Origin of the sequence: Ralstonia sp. 22086, from assembly GCF_052045975.1 — a bacterium.
Classification (GTDB): Bacteria; Pseudomonadota; Gammaproteobacteria; order Burkholderiales; family Burkholderiaceae; genus Ralstonia; species Ralstonia wenshanensis.
In genome coordinates, this window is sequence record NZ_JBQEPZ010000003.1 from 609,641 (window position 1) to 630,960 (window position 21,320).

Annotated in this window: 18 protein-coding genes; 16 read left to right on the forward strand and 2 right to left on the reverse strand. The window is 65.7% G+C overall.

Features of this window, described 5'->3' with window-relative positions:
- Positions 1-103: 103 nt before the first annotated feature.
- The 5 genes from ACTJK6_RS16050 to ACTJK6_RS16070 all read left to right on the forward strand — a co-directional run bounded on the left by ACTJK6_RS16050 (position 104) and on the right by ACTJK6_RS16070 (position 9,298).
- Positions 104-4,387: a YhdP family protein gene (locus tag ACTJK6_RS16050; RefSeq protein ID WP_440839540.1), complete on the forward strand. Its 4,284-nt coding sequence runs from the start codon at positions 104-106 to the stop codon at positions 4,385-4,387.
- A gap of 5 nt (positions 4,388-4,392) precedes the next feature.
- Complete coding sequence (locus tag ACTJK6_RS16055) at positions 4,393-5,262, forward strand: carbon-nitrogen hydrolase family protein (protein ID WP_440839541.1); 870 nt, start codon at positions 4,393-4,395, stop codon at positions 5,260-5,262.
- A 30-nt stretch (positions 5,263-5,292) separates the two neighbouring features.
- A complete protein-coding gene (gene tldD / locus ACTJK6_RS16060) occupies positions 5,293-6,756 on the forward strand; it encodes a metalloprotease TldD (protein WP_316870155.1) in 1,464 nt (487 codons plus the stop codon).
- A gap of 389 nt (positions 6,757-7,145) precedes the next feature.
- Positions 7,146-8,225, forward strand: coding sequence for a 3-deoxy-7-phosphoheptulonate synthase AroG (gene aroG, locus ACTJK6_RS16065; RefSeq protein WP_232040943.1), 1,080 nt, complete (start codon positions 7,146-7,148; stop codon positions 8,223-8,225).
- A gap of 170 nt (positions 8,226-8,395) precedes the next feature.
- Positions 8,396-9,298, forward strand: a complete 903-nt coding sequence (locus ACTJK6_RS16070; protein WP_440839542.1) for a mechanosensitive ion channel family protein — start codon at positions 8,396-8,398, stop codon at positions 9,296-9,298.
- A gap of 68 nt (positions 9,299-9,366) precedes the next feature.
- On the opposite strand, the gene ACTJK6_RS16075 is transcribed toward ACTJK6_RS16070, so the two are convergent.
- Entirely contained in the window at positions 9,367-9,924 is a 558-nt protein-coding gene (locus tag ACTJK6_RS16075; RefSeq protein WP_433865230.1) for a cob(I)yrinic acid a,c-diamide adenosyltransferase, read from the reverse strand.
- A 118-nt stretch (positions 9,925-10,042) separates the two neighbouring features.
- Here ACTJK6_RS16075 and ACTJK6_RS16080 point away from each other — a divergent pair, with 118 nt between their 5' ends.
- From ACTJK6_RS16080 to ACTJK6_RS16130, 11 genes are all read left to right on the forward strand, one after another.
- Positions 10,043-11,461, forward strand: a complete 1,419-nt coding sequence (locus ACTJK6_RS16080; RefSeq protein WP_316870157.1) for an FAD-binding oxidoreductase — start codon at positions 10,043-10,045, stop codon at positions 11,459-11,461.
- 27 nt (positions 11,462-11,488) lie between these two features.
- A complete protein-coding gene (locus ACTJK6_RS16085) occupies positions 11,489-12,379 on the forward strand; it encodes a LysR substrate-binding domain-containing protein (RefSeq protein ID WP_232040947.1) in 891 nt (296 codons plus the stop codon).
- Positions 12,380-12,873: 494 nt separating this feature from the next.
- Positions 12,874-14,367: an FAD-linked oxidase C-terminal domain-containing protein gene (locus ACTJK6_RS16090; RefSeq protein WP_260802129.1), complete on the forward strand. Its 1,494-nt coding sequence runs from the start codon at positions 12,874-12,876 to the stop codon at positions 14,365-14,367.
- A 13-nt stretch (positions 14,368-14,380) separates the two neighbouring features.
- A complete protein-coding gene (locus ACTJK6_RS16095) occupies positions 14,381-15,322 on the forward strand; it encodes an ion transporter (RefSeq protein ID WP_440839543.1) in 942 nt (313 codons plus the stop codon).
- Positions 15,323-15,344: 22 nt separating this feature from the next.
- A complete protein-coding gene (glcE, locus tag ACTJK6_RS16100; protein WP_440839544.1) occupies positions 15,345-16,478 on the forward strand; it encodes a glycolate oxidase subunit GlcE in 1,134 nt (377 codons plus the stop codon).
- Positions 16,479-16,504: 26 nt separating this feature from the next.
- Positions 16,505-17,749 (forward strand): glycolate oxidase subunit GlcF, encoded by a 1,245-nt coding sequence (gene glcF / locus ACTJK6_RS16105; RefSeq protein ID WP_440839545.1) that lies wholly within the window; start codon positions 16,505-16,507, stop codon positions 17,747-17,749.
- 52 nt (positions 17,750-17,801) lie between these two features.
- On the forward strand, positions 17,802-18,179 hold the full coding sequence (locus ACTJK6_RS16110; RefSeq protein WP_440839546.1) for a CidA/LrgA family protein: 378 nt from the start codon (positions 17,802-17,804) through the stop codon (positions 18,177-18,179).
- Complete coding sequence (locus ACTJK6_RS16115) at positions 18,176-18,907, forward strand: LrgB family protein (protein ID WP_092972481.1); 732 nt, start codon at positions 18,176-18,178, stop codon at positions 18,905-18,907. Before ACTJK6_RS16110 ends, ACTJK6_RS16115 begins: the two co-directional genes overlap by 4 nt.
- Before the next feature lie 177 nt (positions 18,908-19,084).
- On the forward strand, positions 19,085-19,480 hold the full coding sequence (locus ACTJK6_RS16120) for a VOC family protein (protein WP_102066760.1): 396 nt from the start codon (positions 19,085-19,087) through the stop codon (positions 19,478-19,480).
- A 58-nt stretch (positions 19,481-19,538) separates the two neighbouring features.
- On the forward strand, positions 19,539-20,018 hold the full coding sequence (locus ACTJK6_RS16125) for a cupin domain-containing protein (protein WP_232040953.1): 480 nt from the start codon (positions 19,539-19,541) through the stop codon (positions 20,016-20,018).
- Between the two features lie 41 nt (positions 20,019-20,059).
- Complete coding sequence (locus ACTJK6_RS16130; protein WP_440839547.1) at positions 20,060-20,758, forward strand: helix-turn-helix transcriptional regulator; 699 nt, start codon at positions 20,060-20,062, stop codon at positions 20,756-20,758.
- 11 nt (positions 20,759-20,769) lie between these two features.
- Here the strand turns inward: ACTJK6_RS16130 and ACTJK6_RS16135 are convergent, their stop codons facing one another.
- Complete coding sequence (locus ACTJK6_RS16135; protein WP_232040955.1) at positions 20,770-21,267, reverse strand: glutathione peroxidase; 498 nt, start codon at positions 21,265-21,267, stop codon at positions 20,770-20,772.
- Positions 21,268-21,320 lie beyond the last annotated feature (53 nt).

Here is a 21,320-nt window from a genome sequence, read left to right on the forward strand (position 1 = left end):
TGATCACCAACGTTCACGGGCACTGGGCGTGCTTGCCGCTGGGCAGGCGCCACACCGAACCCCAAATGTGGCGCCACCTCCTGAATATCGGATAATCCGCATCATGCCCCGCCCGTCCCAGCCCCCAGAATTGCCGAAGTCCGATGGTGGACACGCCAGCACCCTGTCCACACGCGGGGTGAGCCGACCCACGGCTTGGGCATGGCTGGTACGACGCGTCGGCCGGATCGGCACGGGCATCGGGGCTGTCTTACGCGCCCCGATCTGGCGCAAGCTGTGGCGCGTGCTCTGGAAGACGGCGGTGGCGCTGGCCGTCCTGGCCGTCGTGGGCATGCTGGCGGTGCGCTTCATCCTGTGGCCGCGCGCAAGCCTGGCGCGCGAATGGATGGAACGCGAGGCGTCCAGCGCACTGCACGCCACAGTCGGCATCGGCTCGCTCGAGACCTACTGGGAGGGCTGGCACCCGGCCTTCCGCGCCCAGCGCATTGACGCGCACGACACTGCCGGCCGCCGCACCTTGGCAGTCCAGGACGTGCAGGCACGGCTGTCCTGGCGCTCGTTGCTGCGCATGCAGATCACCTTTGCCGCCCTGCACGCCAGCAACGCCGACGTGCTGGTACGGCGCAATGCTGAGGGTGCCTTGCTCGTCGCGGGCATGCCGCTCGGCCCGGACACCGGCGGCGACAGCGATTTCCTCGACCAGCTCCTCTCCCAAGGAGACATCGATTTCCAGCAAGGCGCCGTCCGCTGGCTCGACGAGCAGCAGAGGCTGCCCGAAGTGGCACTGGGCAATGTGCGCGTGCAGCTACGCAGCGGCCCGACGCGCCACCGGCTGGAGGCCAGCGGCACCTCGCCCACGCTGTTCAACGGCCCCATCAAACTTCACGCCGATTTCCGTCACGACCTGCTGGCCCGCCCCGGCGATTGGCGCCACTGGCACGGCCAGGCTTCCTGGCAGGTCGATACGCTGCAGTTGGCTTCCGTGCAGCACTATGTTCCCGTGCTGGCCGCCGCAAAAAGCGGCACGCTCACGTCCGACGGCTCGGTGGAGTTTGCCGACGGCGTATTCACGCGCAGCCAGGCACGGCTGACGGGGCAGCAGCTCGATCTGCAGGTCCGCAAGGATCTGGACCCGCTGCAGTTGCGCAGCCTCCAGGCGCTGGCCACGCATCAGCGTAACGCGCGCGGTGAGCACACCTTGCGCGTCGACACGCTGCTCTGGCAACCCCTGAACCCGCCCGCCCAACCGCCGCCGGCGCCCGAACTGGCAGGCCCCGGCATTCAGGCGCCCACCAACCCGGCCGGCACGCCGCGGGGCTTGCGCAACGTCACCGTAGGGTGGGCGCTCGACTCGCGCGATGCCCTGCGCAGCCTGCAAGTCAAAGCCACGACACTGGATTTGGCCGACCTGCGCAACATCGCCACCGCCCTACCGCTGCCCGCCGGCGTGCTCGAACCGCTGCGTACCAAACAACCGTCCGGCCGCATCGACGATCTGGACATCAACTGGCAACGCGATGTCTCCCGCTGGCGACCAAATTCGCCGGCGCCCGTGCACTTCACCGGCCGCGCCACGATGCGCCAAGTGTCGTTCGGCCCCGGCGCGCTGCCCGCGGTGCCGCCCGGCCAGCATCCCGAGCCAGCTGTGCCCGGCGTTGAAAACATCTCTGGCAACGCCGTCTTCTCCAACGACAAGGGCACGCTGCGCATCGAGTCCAACGACACCGCGCTGCTGCTGCCCGGCACGTTTGCCGACGCCCGCGTGCCGCTGGACCGGCTGCAAGGCACGTTCAACTGGACGTATCGCAAGCAGGAACTGGTCGTCACGAGCGACAACCTCGCGTTCTCCAACGACGACCTGTCGGCGCGCATCACGGGCAGCTATCGTCACGCGCCAGACACCAGCCATCTCGGCACCATCGACCTGAAGGGCACGCTCGACCGCGCCAGCGTTCCACGTGTGCCGCGCTACCTGCCGCTGTCGATTGGCCAGCATCTGCGCGACTACCTGGGCGGTGCGTTGCAGGCCGGCACGGCCAATAACGTCGATTTCGCACTGGCGGGCGATCTGCACGACTTTCCGTTCCGTCCGCCGCACAAGGGCGTGTTTCGCGTAGAAGTGCCGATCCAGGACGTGACGTACCAGTCCGCGCCGCCCGAAGCCGCGCACAACCCGCCGGGCCGCGTGCCCACGCACCCGGGCGACTGGCCAGCGTTCACCAACATCAACGGCACGGTGATCTTCGATCGGGCATCCCTGGCGTTCAAGGTGGCGCGCGCCAAGGTGATGGGCGTGAATCTGCAGGACGTGAATGGCAGCCTGCCCGACATGGGCGACCACAGCCCGCTGCTCACCATTGACGGCCGCGGCGATGGCGTCACGCAGAACTTCCTGCAATACGTCGAGGCAAGCCCCATCGGCCAGTGGATCGGGCATTTCACGAAGGACGCACGTGCCCAGGGCAACGCCACGCTGGCGCTCAAGCTGGAGCTGCCGCTGCACGAGATGCATTCGACGCGCGCCCAGGGCAACGTCACGTTCGTGCGCAATGACGTCACGCTCGTGCCGCAAGCGCCGCCGCTCACCGATGTGAACGGCGCGCTCACCTTTACGCAGAAGGGCATCGGTTTCGATAACCTGCGCGCGCGCTTTGCCGGCGGCGAAATCCGCCCCACGGGCGGTACCGCACCCGACGGCACGATCCGCATCCAGGTGGCGGGCACTGCGTCGGCACAAGGGCTGCGTGAGACGACGCCAGAGAACAGCCCGGTGGCCGCCGTCGCCCGCTCGCTGGAGGGCAGCGCGCCGTACAGCGCGACCATCAGCGTCAAGCAGCATCGGCCGCTCATCCAGGTGCAATCAGATCTCACACCGATGACGGTGCGTCTGCCAGCACCGCTGAACAAGGCTGCCGGGCAGCCGCTGCCGGTGCGTTTCGAGATGCAGCCGCTGGCGTCCAACAACGCCATCGACGAAATCGTTTTGCAGGTCGGCAATATCGTCAGCGCGCGCTACGAACAACGCAACACGGGCAACGGCGTGGAGGTGCTGCGAGGCGGCATCGGCGTGCGGCAACCGGTACCGCAGCCGCAGGAAGGCGTGCAGGCCAACCTGGCGCTCGATCAGTTGGACATCGACGCCTGGCGCCAGGTATTTGCCGCGCCCGCCGCAGACAAGAGCGCCAGCCAGATTGCCGCCGAACACGTGGCCAACGCCGCCGCCAACGCCCCCGACAGCCATAGCGCATATCTGCCCAGCCACCTGAGCGCCCGCGCGCAAACGCTGCGCATTCTGGGCCGCGACTTCAACGCCGTACGTATTGACGCCACGCGCGACGGCCCCAACTGGCAATCGACCATTGATTCGCGCGAAATTGCGGGCAGCGCGCGCTGGCACGCCGAGAGCGCCGCCGTGCCCTTCGGCGAGCTGACGATGCGCCTGTCGCGCATGAGCATCCCGGATGCGAAGGAAGAGACTGCGCTCACCGAATCGCTGGCCAGCAGCTCGCAGGAAATACCATCGGTCGATCTCGTTGCCGACAAATTCGACCTGCGTGGCAAGGCGCTCGGCAAGCTGGAGATCAAGGCGCGCAACCAGATTACCGACGGTGCACCTGTCTGGACGCTCGAGACGCTGAAGATCGAGCAGCCCGCTGCCACGCTGACGGCACACGGTACGTGGCGCATCCCGCGACGCCTGCGCGGCGGCGGCGATGACCCCGAGCGCCGGACGCTCCTTGACTTCAACCTTGACCTGCGCGATACCGGCGACCTGCTGCAGAAGATGGGCTTCGCCAAGGTGATCGACGGCGCCAAGGGCAAGCTCGAAGGCCGCGTGGTCTGGCGTGGCTCGCCCATGTCGATCGACTACCCCACGCTCAATGGCCGCATGGCGCTGAACCTGGAGCGCGGCCAGTTCCTGCCGGTCGATCCGGGCCTGGCCAAGCTGGCCGGCGTGCTGAGCCTGCAGGGGCTGCTGCATTTCGCCACCGACCTGCGCAGCGCCACCGGGCGCGGCACGCCGTTCGAAAGCGTGGCAGCCACCGGCACCATCGCCAGCGGCGTTGCCCACACCGAAGATTTCGCCGTCAAGGGCCCGCAGTTCCAGGTAGCCATGCAAGGCTCGGCCAACATCCTCGATGAAACGCAGGACCTGCGCGTAAAGGTCACGCCCAAGGTGGATGCCACGTCGGCCTCGCTGGCAGCGGCATTCATCAATCCGGCCATCGGGCTGGGGACGCTCGCCGCGCAGCTGGTTCTGGGCGATCAGCTATCGAAGGCATTCGTCACGCAATACCACGTAACCGGTAGCTGGGCCGATCCGAAGATCGAGAAAGTCGCGTCCAACAGCAATTCGGGCAGCCAATCGCAAACCTCGGCAAAATAGGCGCCATGACTTCGACCACCGTTGCTCCGGCCCCCGTCGCATCCGGCATGGATGCGCCTTTCGATGCACCTTTTCGCGTCGCCGCCATCCAGACCGTGACGGCCATCGACGTGGACGCCAATCTGGCGCGCGCAGACGCGCTGCTTGCCGAAGCGGCCGCCCAGGGCGCGCAACTCGCGCTGCTGCCCGAATACTTCTGCATGATGGGCCGCAAGGACAGCGACAAGGTCGCCATCCGCGAGAGCGACGAAGACGGCCCGATCCAGGCCTTCCTCGCCGATGCCGCGCGCCGCCACAAGCTGTGGCTCGTCGGCGGCACGTTGCCGATGTGGTGCGAAGACGAACAGCGCGTGCGGAATACGTCGCTCGCATTCAACCCGGCCGGATTGCGTGTCGCGCGCTACGACAAGATCCACCTGTTCAACTTCGTGCGCGGCGAAGAGCGCTACGACGAGGCCCGCACCATCGAGCCCGGCGGCACGCCGGTCGCCTTCGATGCGCCGTGCGGCCGCGTGGGCATGTCGGTGTGCTACGACCTGCGCTTTCCGGAGCTGTACCGGGCGTTGGCGTCGCAAGGCAACCTGAACTTGATTCTGATGCCCGCGGCCTTCACCTACGTCACGGGCGCCGCGCACTGGGAAATCCTGCTGCGTGCCCGCGCCATCGAAAACCAGTGTTATGTGCTCGCCGCCGCGCAGGGCGGGCGCCATGAAAACGGCCGCCGCACGTGGGGCCATTCCATGCTGGTCGACCCGTGGGGCGAGATCGTTGCCTCCGTGCCCGAGGGCGAAGGCGTGGCCATCGGCGACATGGACCCCGCCCGTATCGCACAGGTGCGCCGGGATTTGCCGGCGCTCAAGCACCGCGTGATGTAAGCCAATCGAATTTTTTTGCGAGAACCGATCATGAACGCAGGCGACATCGCCATCCAGAATCTGTCCATCGCGCGCCGCGTGCTGCTCGATCCGTACGGCCTCGACGAAGCGCACCTGCAGCGCGCGCTGGCCGACATCTTCACGCACCGCGTGAACTACGCCGACCTCTATTTCCAGTACACCCGCAATGAGGCGTGGAGCCTGGAAGAAGGCATCGTCAAATCCGGCAGCTTCAGCATCGACCAAGGTGTGGGCGTGCGCGCCGTGTCGGGCGACCGCACCGCGTTTGCCTATTCCGACGACATCAGCCTGCCCGCGCTGATGCAGGCCGCCGGCGCCACGCGCACGATCGGCAAGGCAGGCGCTGGCCGCGTGAAGGTTGCCAGCAGCCTGGCCACCACCCCGGGCAGCCACTCGCTCTATGCGCCGAACGACCCGCTCGATTCGATGACCGCCTCCGAAAAGGTTGCCCTGCTCGAGCGGATCGAAAAGCTCGCCCGCGCCAAAGACCCGCGCGTGGTGCAGGTGATGGCCGGCCTGGCCGGTGAATACGACGTGATGCTCGTTGCGCGCAGCGACGGCGTGATCGCCGCGGATGTACGCCCGCTCGTGCGCATCTCCGTCACGGTCATTGCCGAGCAGAACGGTCGCCGCGAAATGGGCAGCTCCGGCGGCGGCGGCCGCTATTCGTATGGCTACTTCACCGACGAACTGCTGCGCGAATACGTCGACGAGGCGGTCTCCTCAGCGCTCGTCAACCTGGAAGCCAAGCCAGCACCGGCCGGCACGATGACGGTGGTGCTCGGCCCGGGCTGGCCCGGCGTGCTGCTGCACGAGGCCATCGGCCACGGCCTGGAAGGCGACTTCAACCGCAAGGGTTCGTCGGCGTTCTCCGGCCGCATGGGCGAGCGTGTGGCCGCCAAGGGCGTCACCGTGGTGGATGACGGCACGCTGGCAAACCGCCGGGGCTCGCTGAACCTCGACGACGAGGGCAACCCCACGCAGTGCAACACGCTCATCGAAGACGGCATCCTGACCGGCTACATGCAGGACACGCTCAACGCGCGCCTGATGAAGATGCCCGTGACCGGCAACGCCCGCCGCGAGAGCTACGCCGCCCTGCCGATGCCGCGCATGACCAACACCTACATGCTCGGCGGCGACAAGGACCCGCAAGAGATCATCGCCAGCGTCAAGAAGGGGCTGTATGCGGTCAACTTCGGCGGCGGCCAGGTCGACATCACCAACGGCAAGTTCGTGTTCTCGGCCAGCGAGGCCTACCTGATCGAAGACGGCAAGATCACCGCCCCGGTCAAGGGCGCGACGCTGGTCGGCAGCGGCCCGGAATCGCTCAAGCACGTGACCATGATCGGCAACGACATGCGCCTCGATTCGGGTATCGGCGTGTGCGGCAAGGAAGGCCAGAGCGTGCCGGTGGGTGTGGGCCAACCGACGCTGCGCATGGAGAACATGACGGTGGGCGGCACAGCCTGATTGCCCTGAAACCGTCGTTTTGACGCCGCAGGCCCGGAAATTCCGCGCTTGCGGCCCTCAAAAAAAGGGTTTATAAAGACGGTTCGATTGGTGCGGCGCAGTAGTTTCAAGTCACCTGTGCGCCACAATTTTTCCTGCATTGCCTGCTTTTCCTCTCATGTCTTTCGCCAAGTTTTTTTACTTTTACTTTTGGCATCTCGCACCGCTGGCGGAAGGAGAGGGGCGCTTGCAGCAAAAATAAAAGCACCCAGCAGATACCGAAAACCGCCAGCGACCCTGGCGGTTTTTTTTCGCCCAGTCACCTGCCCCACCCCGGCACCGACGCGAAACATGATCCGAACACAGTAGACGTTTCCAATAGAACTCAAGACACATCCCCGGAGCTTTCCATGCCGAAGAACACCGATGATTTGCGCATTCGCGAACTGAAAGAGCTGACGCCGCCGTCGCATCTGATCCGCGAATTCCCGTGCAGCGACACCGTGTCCGACCTGATCTACCAAAGCCGGAACGCGATGCACCGCATCCTGCATGGCATGGACGACCGCCTGATCGTCATCATCGGCCCCTGCTCCATCCACGACACCAAGGCAGCGATGGACTACGCGCGCCGCCTGGTCGAGCAGCGCGAGCGCTTCAAGAACGAGCTGGAAATCGTGATGCGTGTGTACTTCGAAAAGCCGCGCACGACGGTCGGCTGGAAAGGTCTGATCAACGACCCGTACATGGACGGCAGCTTCAAGATCAACGACGGCCTGCGCACCGCGCGCGAGCTGCTGATGAACATCAACGAGCTGGGCCTGCCCGCCGGCACCGAATACCTCGACGTGATCAGCCCGCAGTACATCGCTGATCTCGTGAGCTGGGGCGCGATCGGCGCACGTACTACCGAAAGCCAGGTGCACCGCGAACTGGCTTCCGGCCTGTCGTGCCCGGTGGGTTTCAAGAACGGCACCGACGGCAACGTGAAGATCGCCGTGGACGCCATCAAGGCCGCATCGCAGCCGCACCACTTCCTGTCGGTCACCAAGGGCGGCCACTCGGCCATCGTGTCGACGGCCGGCAACGAGGATTGCCACATCATCCTGCGCGGCGGCAAGGCGCCCAACTATGACGCGGCCAGCGTGCAGGAAGCCTGCGACGCCATCTCCAAGTCGGGCCTGGCTGCACGCCTGATGATCGACGCTTCGCACGCCAACAGCAGCAAGAAGCACGAGAACCAGATCCCGGTGTGCGAAGACATCGGCCGCCAGATGGCTGCTGGCGACAACCGCATCGTCGGGGTGATGGTGGAATCGCACATCAATGCTGGTCGCCAAGACCACGTTCAAGGCACGCCGGTGTCCGACCTGGCCTACGGCCAGAGCGTGACCGACGCCTGCATCGGCTGGGACGATTCGGTGAAGGTGCTGGAAACGCTGGCCGACGCGGTGCGCAAGCGCCGTCTGGTACCGGGCAGCGGCAACTAAGACACCATCAGCATGATTTGGGAAGGACGCCTGCGGGCGTCCTTTTTCTTTGCGCGCGCTTCAAAGCGCACATCTATAACAAATGTGAGCAGAACGTATCAAAGTCACACAAGTGCGTTGTCTTTGACATATCGTAGGAGGATTCCCCTGCCCATCCCCCGGAGGCATCCATGGCAGACACCCTGGCGGACACCGCCGTCAACACCGCAAACAAGTACCAGGCGATCGTGGCGCAGTACGCCACCGACGTCGGCATGAAGATCCTCGCTGCCATCGTCTTCTGGGTGGTCGGCCGCTGGCTGATCAATCTGGCGGTGCGCATGGTCGAAGGCTCGTTGAGCCGACAGAAGGTCGATCCGACCGTGCTGCGCTATGTGGGCTCGATCATCACCGTCACGCTGAACGTGCTGCTGGTGATCGGCATCCTCGGCTATTTCGGCATCCAGACGACGACGTTCGCCGCGCTGATTGCCGCAGCCGGTGTGGCCATCGGCATGGCGTGGTCTGGCCTGCTGTCGAACTTTGCGGCGGGCGCGTTCCTGATCGTGCTGCGGCCGTTCAAGGTGGGCGACTTCGTGACGGCCGGCGGCGTGACGGGCACGATCAAGGAGATCGGCCTGTTTGCCACGACCATCAACACGCCGGACAACGTGGTCACGATGGTCGGCAACGGCAAGATCTTTGCCGACACGATCCAGAACTACACCTCCAACCCCTACCGCCGCGTCGAGTTGAAGGCGCAACTGGCCGGGAGCGCAGACCACCGCGCCGCCATCGCGCTGCTCAAGGAGAAGATTGCCACCATTCCGAACGTGCTGACCGATCCGGCGGTCGATGTGGAGATCCTGGAATTCAACCTGGTCGGGCCGGTGCTGGCCGTGCGCCCGTACACGCACAACGACAACTACTGGCAGGTCTATTTCGACACCAACCGGACGATCAAGGAAGCGCTGGCCGAAGGCGGCTTCCCGGCGCCGACGCCGTCGCAAGCGCTGACCATCACCACGCCGGGGCAATTGGCGGGCTTGGCTGCCGTGGCACAAAGTACGTCCACGCCGACCAGCGTGAACTGATCCACGCGCGGCAAAGCAAACGGCCCGGTACACAACCGGGCCGTTTTGTTTTGATGCGCCGACTGCGATCAGGTCGGCTTGTGCTCGTCGCGGTTCCAGAGCACGTCGGAGCCGCCATCTGCGCGGTTCAACACGCGTGCCAGCACAAACAGCAGGTCCGACAAACGATTGACGTATTGGCGTGGCGCCTCGCCAATGGTCTCCGCCCGGCCCAGGGCGACGATGCTGCGCTCGGCACGGCGCGCAACGGTGCGGCAGACATGCGCCTGTGCCGCAGCGCGGCTGCCGCCTGGCAGGATGAATTCGGCCAGCCGCGGCAGATCGGCGTTGTAATCGGCCAGCCATTGGTCGAGCCGCAACACGTGCGCGGTGGTCACCATCGTGTAGCCGGGAATGCACAGTTCGCCACCCAGATCGAACAGGTCGTGCTGGATGGCCGTGAGCGCCGCGCGCACGCCGTCGGGCAACGTTTCCGTCAGCAGCACGCCGATATGCGAGTTCAACTCGTCGACGTCGCCGATGGCGGCGATGCGCAGGCTGTCCTTGGCCGTGCGGCTGCCGTCGCCCAGGCCGGTGGTGCCGTCGTCGCCGGTGCGGGTGGCGATTTTGGATAGGCGATTGCCCACGGTGCGTCTCCCTGTATTGCGTCAATGTTGGTGGCGCCATTATCGCAAGAGCGGCATGACCCCGGCGTTAGAATGACAGCCCGAGCCGGCTTCAGACCGCTGCCCCACGCGAGACGCCATGAACCATCCAGCCCCGCCCTCCCAGATCATCCGCAAGCCGATTCCGCCTGCGATGCTCGACGCGCTGCGCGCCCGCTTTGGCGATCGCATCTCCACCGCTGAAGCCGTGCGCGCACATCACGGCCGCGATGAATCCGCCTACGACCCGATGCTGCCCGACGCCGTCGTCTTCGCGCAGACCACCGAGGAAGTCGCCGCCGTCGCCAAGCTCTGCTTTGAACACGAGATTCCGCTGATCCCATATGGCGCCGGTTCGTCGCTCGAAGGCCATCTGCTGGCCGTGGCCGGCGGCGTGAGCCTCGATCTCTCGCAGATGAACCACGTGCTGTCGGTGCATCCGGAAGACCTGACGGTGACGGTCGAGCCGGGCGTCACGCGCAAGCAGCTCAATACCGAAATCCGCGATACCGGTTTGTTCTTCCCGATCGACCCGGGCGCGGATGCGTCCATCGGCGGCATGTGTGCCACGCGCGCGTCCGGCACCAACGCCGTGCGTTACGGCACGATGCGCGAGAACGTGCTGAACCTGACGGTGGTCACCGCTGACGGCCGCATCATCAAGACAGCCAACCGTGCACGCAAATCGTCGGCGGGCTACGACCTGACGCGCCTCTTCATCGGCAGCGAGGGGACGCTTGGCATCATCACCGAGATCACGCTGAAGCTGTATCCGCAGCCCGAAGCCGTGTCCGCGGCCGTGTGCGCCTTCCCGAGCATGGGCGATGCGGTGTCCGCCGTGATCGACACCATCCAGATGGGCGTGCCGATTGCGCGCGTCGAGTTTGTCGATGCGCTCGCCATCCGTGCGATCAACCAATACGACAAGCTGACGCTGCCTGAAATGCCGACGCTGTTCTTCGAGTTTCACGGCTCCGAGCACGGCGTACAGGAACAGGCCGAGACCGTCCAGCAGATCGCCGCCGAACACAAAGGCCAGGGCTTCGAGTGGGCAACGCGCCCCGAAGATCGCAGCCGCCTGTGGAACGCCCGCCACAACGCCTACTTTGCATTCCTGCAGCTCAAGCCGGGCTGCCGCGCCGTCACCACCGACGTGTGCGTGCCGATCTCGCGCCTGGCCGACTGCGTGGTGGAGACCGAGAAGGACCTGCTCGCCAGCGCGCTGCAACTGCCCGCCCCCATCGTCGGCCACGTGGGCGACGGCAACTTCCACGTCGCGCTGCTGATCGACCCGAACAAGCCGGAAGAACTGGAAGAAGCCGAACGCATCAACCAGCGCATCGTGGCGCGTGCGATTGCCATGGACGGCACCTGCACGGGCGAGCATGGCGTGGGCCTGCACAAGATGGACTTCCTCATCGCCGAGCACGGCAACGATGCGATCGACCTGATGCGCAGCGTCAAGCAGGCGCTGGACCCGAAGCACATCCTGAACCCCGGCAAGATCTTCCACCTGTAACCGACTCACCTACCAGCGACTGCCCGCATGTCCTCCGTCTTCAAGCGCGTTCCTCCGCTACATCTGCTGATTGCCTTTGAGGCGGGGGCGCGCCATGCGAGCTTCGCGCGCGCGGCCGAGGAGCTGTCCGTCACGCCCAGCGCGGTATCGCACCGCATCAAGAACCTCGAAGAACTGTGGGGCGAAGACCTCTTCGTGCGCACCGGCACAGCGCTGCGGCTCACCGCCGCCGGCACGCGCTACCTGCGCAGCGTCCAGGTAGCGCTCGACACGCTGCACGAACTCGCGCGGCCCGAATTCAGCAAGCAGCGTGCGCGGCTACGCGTGGCAATCCCGCCCACGTTCGGGCGCCAGCACCTCGTGCCGCGCCTGCCCGAGTTCAACGGGCTGTACCCGCACATTGATCTGGAACTGCATCTCTCCATCCCGTTCCTCGACGTGAAAGCCGAGGACACCGATGTCGAGATCCGCTACGGCACCGGCCGCTATCCGGACCTGAAGACCACGCTGCTGCTCAACGAACCGGTGTTCCCGGCGTGCGGGCGCGGCTACTTCGAGCAGATCAGCGGCAACACCATCACCGAAGCGTCGCAGTTGCTGAACCTCACGCTGCTGCGCAGCCCCCTGGAGCCATGGCGCCCGTGGTTTGAGGCAGCGGGGCTGGACGCGCCGGAGCCCGCCACCGGCTCGCTGTTCAACGACATCGGCCTGATGCTCGAAGCGGTGGCTTCCAACCAGGGCGTGGCGCTGGTGCGGCAGGCGATGGCGCGCAACTGGCTGGGCTCGGGGCAGATCGTCCGGCTGCTGGACATCGAATCGGCCTCGCCGCATGCTTATTACATCGTCCAGCGCGAACAAGCGCCGATGAAGCCCGAGGCACGGCAATTTGTGGATTGGTTGCTTGGGCTGGATTGGTAAGCCGCTCAACTGTGCGCAGCCGAGCCTCGTCACCGGAGCTCAAACCACCGCATTCGAAACTTTTAGTATCGACGTTGAGGCCCTGAAGCCTCAACGTTGATGAAAAAAGCAGCAACGTCGGAGCAAAAAGGGTCATGGGTCGAGCCTCCGAGCCTCGAAGTCGACGTTCTGAACCTCATCGTTGCTGCTTTTTTTCATCAACGCTGACCCTATTTGCCTCATGCGTGAGGTACCGGAACTCCGGATTCGAAACTTTTAGTGTGAAGCGCGGTGATCGGAGCCCCGCCGTCGACCGTCGAAGGCTCGATCGTGAGGATCGGACCTCCAAGATCGAGCCGTGCAACCTTGCCGCACCGCGATGAACCGCATTGGGCGCCTCGGCGAGCCAAATTCATCGCAGCAAAAGTCCTTAACACGCCGCATGGCGCGGCGGCCGGGCTATAGTGCCCTCCACCCCGGCCACCGCTGCCGGGCACAACGATGAGAGACACCCCATGAACGCGTCGCTGCCCGCCACCGCCCGCGATCAATCCGCCCTGCAGGCCGAGTTGACCGCCGCGCTGTCCCAGATCGTGTCCGACGACGCGCTGCTCTGGGAGCGCGAAGACACCACCCCGTATGAATGCGATGGCCTTGCCGCTTACCGGCAGGTGCCGCTCGCCGTGGTGCTGCCGGATACCGAGGCGCAAGTCGTCGAGATCCTGCGCGTGTGCCACCGCATGGGCGTGCCCGTCGTGCCGCGCGGCGCGGGGACGAGCCTGTCGGGCGGCGCGATGCCGACGCCGGGTGGGCTGGTCCTGTCGCTGGCCAAGTTCAAGCGCATCATCAAAGTCGACCCCTACACGCGCACGGCGGTGGTCCAGCCGGGCGTACGCAACCTCGCCATATCCGAAGCAGCCAACCCGCACGGGCTGTACTACGCGCCCGATCCGTCCTCGCAGATCGCCTGCACCATCGGCGGCAACGTCAATGAAAATTCGGGCGGCGTGCATTGCCTGAAGTACGGCCTGACCGTGCACAACGTGCTGCGCGTGCGCGCCGTGATGATGGACGGCGAGGTGGTCGAATTCGGCAGCGAAGCACCCGACGCACCCGGCCTCGACCTGCTGGCGACTGTGATCGGCTCCGAAGGCATGCTGGCCGTGGTGACGGAAGTGACCGTGCGCCTGATCCCCAAGCCGCAGCTCGCGCAGGTGATCATGGCGAGCTTCGACAACGTGGAAACCGGCGGCAACGCCGTGGCCGACGTGATTGCCGCGGGCATCATCCCGGCCGGGCTGGAGATGATGGACAAGCCCGCCACCGCAGCCGTTGAGGAATTCGTCTGCGCCGGCTACGACCTGGACGCGGCGGCCATCCTCCTGTGCGAGTCCGACGGCACGCCCGAAGAAGTGGCCGAAGAAATCGCGCGCATGAGCGAAGTGCTGCGTGCCTCCGGTGCCACGCGCATCCAGGTGTCGCAAAGCGAAGCCGAGCGCCTGAAGTTCTGGAGCGGCCGCAAGAATGCATTCCCGGCAGCGGGCCGCATCTCGCCGGACTACTACTGCATGGACGGCACCATCCCGCGCAAGCACATCGGCACGCTGCTGCGGCGCATCCAGGCGATGGAGCAGAAGTACGCCCTGCGCTGCATCAACGTGTTCCATGCGGGCGACGGCAACATGCACCCGCTCATCCTCTTCAACGGCGAAGACCAGGACGAATGGCACCGCGCCGAGCTGTTCGGCTCCGACATCCTCGAGACCTGCGTGGAACTGGGCGGCACGGTCACGGGCGAACACGGCGTGGGCGTGGAAAAGCTCAGCTCGATGTGCGTGCAGTTTTCGGCGGAAGAGCGCGACGCCTTCTTGCGCGTAAAGGCGGCTTTTGACCCGGCGCGCCTGCTGAACCCCGACAAGGCCATCCCCACGCTCGCGCGCTGCGCCGAATACGGCAAGCTGCACGTGCGCAACGGCCTGCTGCCGCACCCGGACCTGCCCCGCTTCTAAGCACGCGACGGCCATGAGGAATCCGCCCCGCAACAGCCGCAACCGATGGCACGCCCATAACGCGCGCCTTGGCGAGTATCTCGGCAAACCCGAGAGGGGCTGGCGCGCGCGCTGGTACACCGTCATCTTCGAAGCCGATACTCGCGCCGGCAGGCTGTTCGACCTGACCCTGCTGGGGGCCATCCTCGCCAGCGTGCTGGTGGTGATGCTCGACAGCTTGCCGAGCGTCAGCGGCCGCGCGGGCACGCTGTTCACGGTGCTCGAGTGGCTTTTCACGCTGTTGTTCACGGCGGAATACGCCATGCGCATCCTCGTGGTGCGCAGACCCTGGCGTTACGTGCTCAGCTTCTACGGCGTCATCGATTTCATCTCGATCCTGCCGACGTGGCTGGCGATCTTTGTGCCCGAGCTGGCCTACCTGCTCGATGTGCGGCTGCTGCGCCTGCTGCGGATCTTCCGGATCCTGAAGATCACGGTCTACTTTGAAGAGGCGCAGATCCTGCTGCGTGCGCTGCTGAATGCGCGGCACAAGATCTTCGTGTTCCTGGGCACCGTCTTCATCATCACCATCATCCTGGGCACGGTGATGTATGTGGTGGAGGGGCCGCAGCATGGCTTCACCAGCATTCCGGTCAGCATGTACTGGGCGGTCGTCACGCTCACCACCACGGGCTTCGGCGACCTTGTGCCGAAGACCCCGCTGGGGCAGTTCATCACGTCGATGACCATCCTGCTCGGCTACAGCATCATCGCGTTCCCCACCGGCATCATCGGCGCCGAACTGGTGAACACCATGCGCGAAGAGTCCGGCTCCGGCTCCGCCTCCGCCGCCCCACCGCAGACCCGCGCGTGCAGCGGCTGCACGCTGGAACGTCACGATACAGACGCCGCATTCTGCAAGCGCTGCGGCACACGGCTCCCACTGCTTCCAACGGAGACAGCTGGCAGCCAGTGAGCTGCCCGCCAGAAAGTTCGACATGCCAATCACCCCAGACACTGCCCTTTCGCCTGCGCTTTCGCGCTTTCGTGACGCCATCGCCCAGGCCGCCGACAGCCGCACGCCACTCACCCTGCGTGGTGGCGGCACCAAGGATTTCTACGGCCGCGCACCGGCACCTCACGGCACCGTGCTCGACACACGCGAATGGTCCGGCATCGTCGACTACGACTGCGCCGAGCTCGTCATCACCGCGCGCAGCGGTACGCCGCTTGTCGAGATCGAAGCCGCGCTGGCCGAGCACCGGCAGATGCTGGCCTTCGAGCCGCCGCACTTTGCAGCTGACGGGAAACAGGCAACGGTGGGCGGTGCGTTTGCATCGGGCCTGTCGGGGCCGCGTCGGCAGTCGGTGGGCGCACTGCGCGACTTCGTGCTCGGCGCCGTCGTCATGGATGGCCGCGGCGACATGCTGAACTTCGGCGGCCAAGTGATGAAGAACGTGGCCGGCTACGACGTCTCGCGCCTGATGGCCGGTGCACTCGGCACGCTGGGGCTGATCGTCCAGGTGTCGCTCAAGGTGCTGCCGATGCCGTTCTGCGATGCAACGCTGCGCTTTGCCATGGCGCAAGGCGAGGCCATCGACACGCTCAACCGCTGGGGCGGCCAGCCGCTGCCGATCGCAGCGTCTGCGTGGATCGACGGTGCGCTGTGGGTACGCTTGAGCGGTGCCGATGCGGCCGTGCGCGCAGCCATCACCAAGCTTGGCGGCGAGCGCGTTGATGACACAGAAGGGGCCGCGTTCTGGCGCGACCTGCGCGAACAATCGCATGCGTTCTTCGCCCGCGCCGTGCAAGGCAGCCTGCCGCTGTGGCGCATCGCCCTGCCCCCGGCCACACCGCCTCTGGCACTCGGCCATGCGTCCGCAGACGAGCAACTCGTCGAATGGGGTGGCGGCCAGCGCTGGTGGATCGACACCGCCAACACCTCCGCCGACGTCATCCGCGATGCAGCACGCAAGGCCGGCGGCCACGCCACGCTGTTCCGCAACGGCGACCGCGCCAGCGACATCTTCACGCCCGCCGCCGCGCCGTTGATGGCCGTGCACAAACGCCTGAAAGACAGCTTCGATCCGCACGGCATCTTCAACCCGGGCCGTCTGTATTCAGCGTTCTGACTGCCGACTTCTAACGCAAGCCCATCATGCAAATCACGCTCGCGGCGTTCCTGCGCAACACTCCCCAGGGCGAAGAAGCCCAAAGCATCGTACAGAAGTGCGTGCACTGCGGTTTCTGCACGGCCACCTGCCCGACCTACCAACTGCTCGGCGACGAGCTGGACGGCCCGCGCGGGCGCATCTACCTGATGAAGCAGGTGCTCGAGGGCCAGCCCGCCGGGGAGGCCACGCGCCTGCACCTGGACCGCTGCCTGACCTGCCGCAACTGCGAATCGACCTGTCCGTCCGGCGTGACCTACGGGCGCCTGGTGGAGATCGGCCGCAAGATCGTCGATGACCAGCTCGATGCGAAAGGAGCATCACGCCCGCTCGGCGAACGCGCCGTGCGCTGGGCACTGCGCGAAGGGTTGACGCGGCCGGCGCTGTTCGGCTCCGCACTCAAGCTCGGGCAGGCCGTGCGGCCGATGTTGCCGCAGGTGCTGCGCAACAAGGTGCCAGCCAAGCAGCCTCACGCCGGCATGCGGCCAAGCACCGCACACGCACGCAAGATGCTGCTGCTCGAAGGCTGCGTGCAACCCGCCATGTCGCCCAACATCAATGCCGCCACGGCACGCGTCTTCGACAAGCTGGGCGTGCAGCTCATCAGCGCAGACCGCGCGGGCTGCTGCGGGGCGATTCGGTATCACATGAACGACCACGCAGGCGGCCTCGGCAACATGCGCGCCAACATCGACGCGTGGTGGCCACATATCGAAGCGGGCGCCGAGGCCATCGTCATGACGGCCTCCGGCTGCGGTGCGATGGTCAAGGAATACGGCCACCTGCTGCGCGATGACCCCGCCTATGCCGAGCGCGCGGCGCGCGTGTCCGCCATGACGCGCGACCTGTGCGAGGTGCTGCCCGCGTTTTCGCAACAGCTTCTGCAGAAGGCCAAGCCTGAAGCACAGCGGCCGCGCGTGGCGTGGCACCCGCCCTGCACGCTGCAGCACGGCCAGCAGATCCGCGGCGCGGTGGAAACGCTGCTCGGCTCGCTGGGCGTGGACGTCAAGCTCTGCGCCGACAGCCACCTGTGCTGCGGCTCGGCGGGCACGTATTCGGTGCTGCAACCTGAACTCGCCTACCGCCTGCGCGATGACAAGCTCGCCAAGCTGCAAGCGACGCAGCCCGAGCGCATCGTCAGCGCCAACATCGGCTGCGTGACGCATCTGCAGAGCGGCACCGATACGCCGGTCGAACACTGGATCGAACTGGTCGACCGCATGCTGGCCTGAAACGAACGCAGCCGGGTTCTATACTTGGCGCTTCGTTTCGCCCGGAGGCCCCATGCTGCAAACCTTCGCGATCCTGTTGACGTTCCAGTCGGTAGGAGAGCTGCTCACGTATTCGCTGCACCTGCCGGTGCCCGGCCCGGTGATCGGCATGGTGCTGCTGGTCATCTATCTGCTGATAGACAAGGGCCGCGTGCTCGAAGTCATGCAGGGCACCGTCAGCGACCTGCTGCGGCACCTGACCATCCTGTTCGTGCCGGCCGGCGTGGGCGTCATGACGCAACTGAACCGCATCGGGCAGGAATGGCTGCCGATCGTGGTGGCGACCGTCGTGTCGACGTGGCTGTCGATTGCCGCCGGTGCACTCGTCACCCGCGCCCTGATGCGCCGCTTGGGTGACAGCGGCGAAGGCAACGAGGAGCTGGCCCCATGAACGCAATGGCTCCCAACCTGCATCAACTCTGGGTCTACCTGGCCGCCAGCCCGCTGCTGGGCCTGACCGCCACGCTCATCGCCTACCTGATCGGCGTGCGCCTGCACGAGCGCAGCCGCTTCAACCCGATGGTCAATCCGCTGCTGATTGCGGTGGTCATCCTGGGCACACTCCTGACGCTCACGGGCACGCCGTACAAGACGTACTTCGACGGCGCGCAGTTCGTGCACTTCCTGCTGGGGCCGGCCACGGTTGCGCTGGCCGTACCGCTGTTCCAGCAATGGGCGAAACTGCGCCGCCACGCGCTGCCGCTGATGGGCGGGCTGCTCGCAGGGTCGGTGGTGGCGGTGGTGTCGGCAGTGGGCATTGCGTGGCTGTTGGGCGCATCGCCCGAAACGCTGCGCTCGATGGCGCCGAAATCCGTGACGATCCCGATCGCCATGGGCATTTCGGAGAAGATCGGCGGCGCGCCGACCATCACGGCGGTGCTGGTGCTCATTACCGGCATTGTCGGCGCCACCACCACGACGCGGCTGCTGAACCTGCTGCGCGTGCGCGAGTACAGCGTGCGTGGCTTTGCCACCGGCATTGCGGCGCATGGCATCGGTACGGCGCGCGCGTTTCAGGTCAATCCGGAAGCCGGCGCGTTCTCGGCGTTGGGCATGGGCCTGAACGGCGTGCTGACAGCCGTGCTGGTGCCGCTGCTGGCCGGTTGGATTCCGCACTGAGTCGCCTCCCCCTCCCCTCGGCTTTCACTGCCTGGGCAATCTGCAACACGCTACCCAATCCTCCTGAATGCTCCTGACAGAACGCTGTCAGGAGCCCCCCGCCACAATCGCTCCACCTTAACGAGACAGGTTCCCCGCTCCCTTCAAGCGGCCTGCCTCACCAACCGGAGCGACAACATGGCAAGCGTGATCAACTGGTTTGAAATCCCCGCCAACGATTTCCCGCGCGCGGTGAAGTTTTACGAGAACGTCTTCGACACGCAGCTCAAGCAGGAAGACATGGGCGACATGACCATGGGCGTGTTTCCGGCGGGTGAGACGACCATCCACGGTGCGCTGGTCAAGGGCGAAGGCTTTGCGCCGTCCGACAAGGGCAGCGTGGTCTACCTGAACGCACCCAACCTGGATGCCGTGCTCGAGCGCGTGAACGGCAGCGGCGGCCAATGCGTGTTCGGCCCGATGACGCTGCCCGACCACATGGGCCGCATCGCCCACATCGTCGACACCGAAGGCAACCGCGTCGGCCTGCACGAGCCGGACGCCAAGACGCAGGCGTATCTGCTACAGCAGTAACGCCCCCCGAGGCCGGTGCGCGGGCGCCGGCCTTCACTACGAGACAGAGAAGAACACCATGCCGAGCCAATCCCCGTATCTCATGCGTGCCGCGGATATCACCGCGCGCACGCAGTCGTTTTCTCACCCCTGGAACAGCCTATCGGAAATCCACGGCACCATGATGGGCCGACTGCTCGGGCTCAAGCGCACCGGCGTAAATTTCGCGCGCGTGCCGCCGGGCAAGGAATCATTCGTCTATCACTCGCACCAGCGCGAAGAGGAATGGATCTACATCCTTTCCGGTGAGGCGCAGGCCGAGATCGACGACAACATCTTCACCGTGCGCCCCGGAGATTTCATGGCCTTCCCCACGGGCGTGGCGCACCACCTGCGCAACTGCGGCAAGGAAGATCTCGTCTATCTGTGCGGCGGCGAACATCTCAACATCGAGATTGCCGATTTCCCGCGACTGGGCAAGCGCATGCTGCGCCGTGGCGAGCAGGTCGACGTGGTCGACATCCACCCGCAACGCGAACTGACGCCCTTCGGCGCGTAGGGGATATGGCCCGCATTGCACCCGGGCCGAAGGCCACTACAATGCCGCGCATGACACGCCGCGCCGACCGCCTGTTCCAGATTGCCCAGATCCTGCGAGGCCGCCGTTTAACCACGGCGGCCATGCTGGCCGAGCGCCTCGGCGTGTCGGAGCGCACGGTGTACCGCGACATCCGTGACCTGTCGGTCTCGGGCGTGCCGATCGAAGGGGAAGCCGGTATCGGCTACCGCATGCGCGCGGGCTTCGACCTCGCCCCGCTCATGTTCACCGCCGATGAAGTCGAAGCGCTGGTGGCCGGTGCGCGCATGATCAAGGCATGGAGCGGCGGCACCATGGCCGACTCGGTCGAAGCGGCACTGGAAAAACTGATGGGCGCCCTGCCTGCGGAGCGCCGCTCCGAAGCCGAGACCACACGCATCTTCGCGCCCGGCTACGGCATGCGCGACGAGGTCAAGCAGGTCTTTGACACGCTGCATGCGGCGCTTGGCCGCCATGCGGTTGCGCGGCTCGCCTACCGCGACGCGCAAGGCCAGTTAACTGAACGCTGCATCCAGCCGCTCGGCCTGTTCTTCTGGGGACAAGTCTGGCTGGTGGCCGCCTGGTGCGAGCACCGTCAGGACTACCGCACATTCCGCCTCGACCGCTGCGTCAAGGTCGACATTCTGGAGCGCCACTTTGCCGAATCCGCCGAGCGCTCGCTGGCGGATTTCATGCGCAAGGTACGGGGCTCGTCAGACTAGCGAAGGCAACCTCAGGCGGGATCCGGCTCCGCCAACAGCCGCTCGATATCGTCGGCAATCTCTTCCGGCTTGGTCATGGGCGCATAGCGCTTGTAGACCGTGCCGTCGCGGCGCAGCAGGAACTTGGTGAAGTTCCATTTGATGGCGCCGATGCCAAGCACACCGGGCTTTTCCGAGGTCAGCCACTTGTAGAGCGGATGCGCGCCCGAGCCATTCACGTCGATCTTGCCGAACATCGGGAAGGAGACACCGTAGTTCTTCTCGCAGAAGGCGCCGATTTCGTCTTCGCCGCCCGGCTCCTGCTTGCCGAACTGGTTGCACGGAAAGCCGAGCACCTCAAGGCCTTTCTCATGCAGCCGCTTGTACACCGCCTCCAGCCCCGCGTATTGCGGCGTGAATCCGCACTTGCTTGCCGTGTTCACGATCAGCAGGACCTTGCCTTTGTACTGCGACAGCGGCACGCGCTGGCCGGTCAACGAATCGGCCTCGAATGCGTAGACGTCACTCATGGCTACTCTCCGGATGGTTGCGGGAACGGGGTGCTCCGGCATCTGTCCGGAAT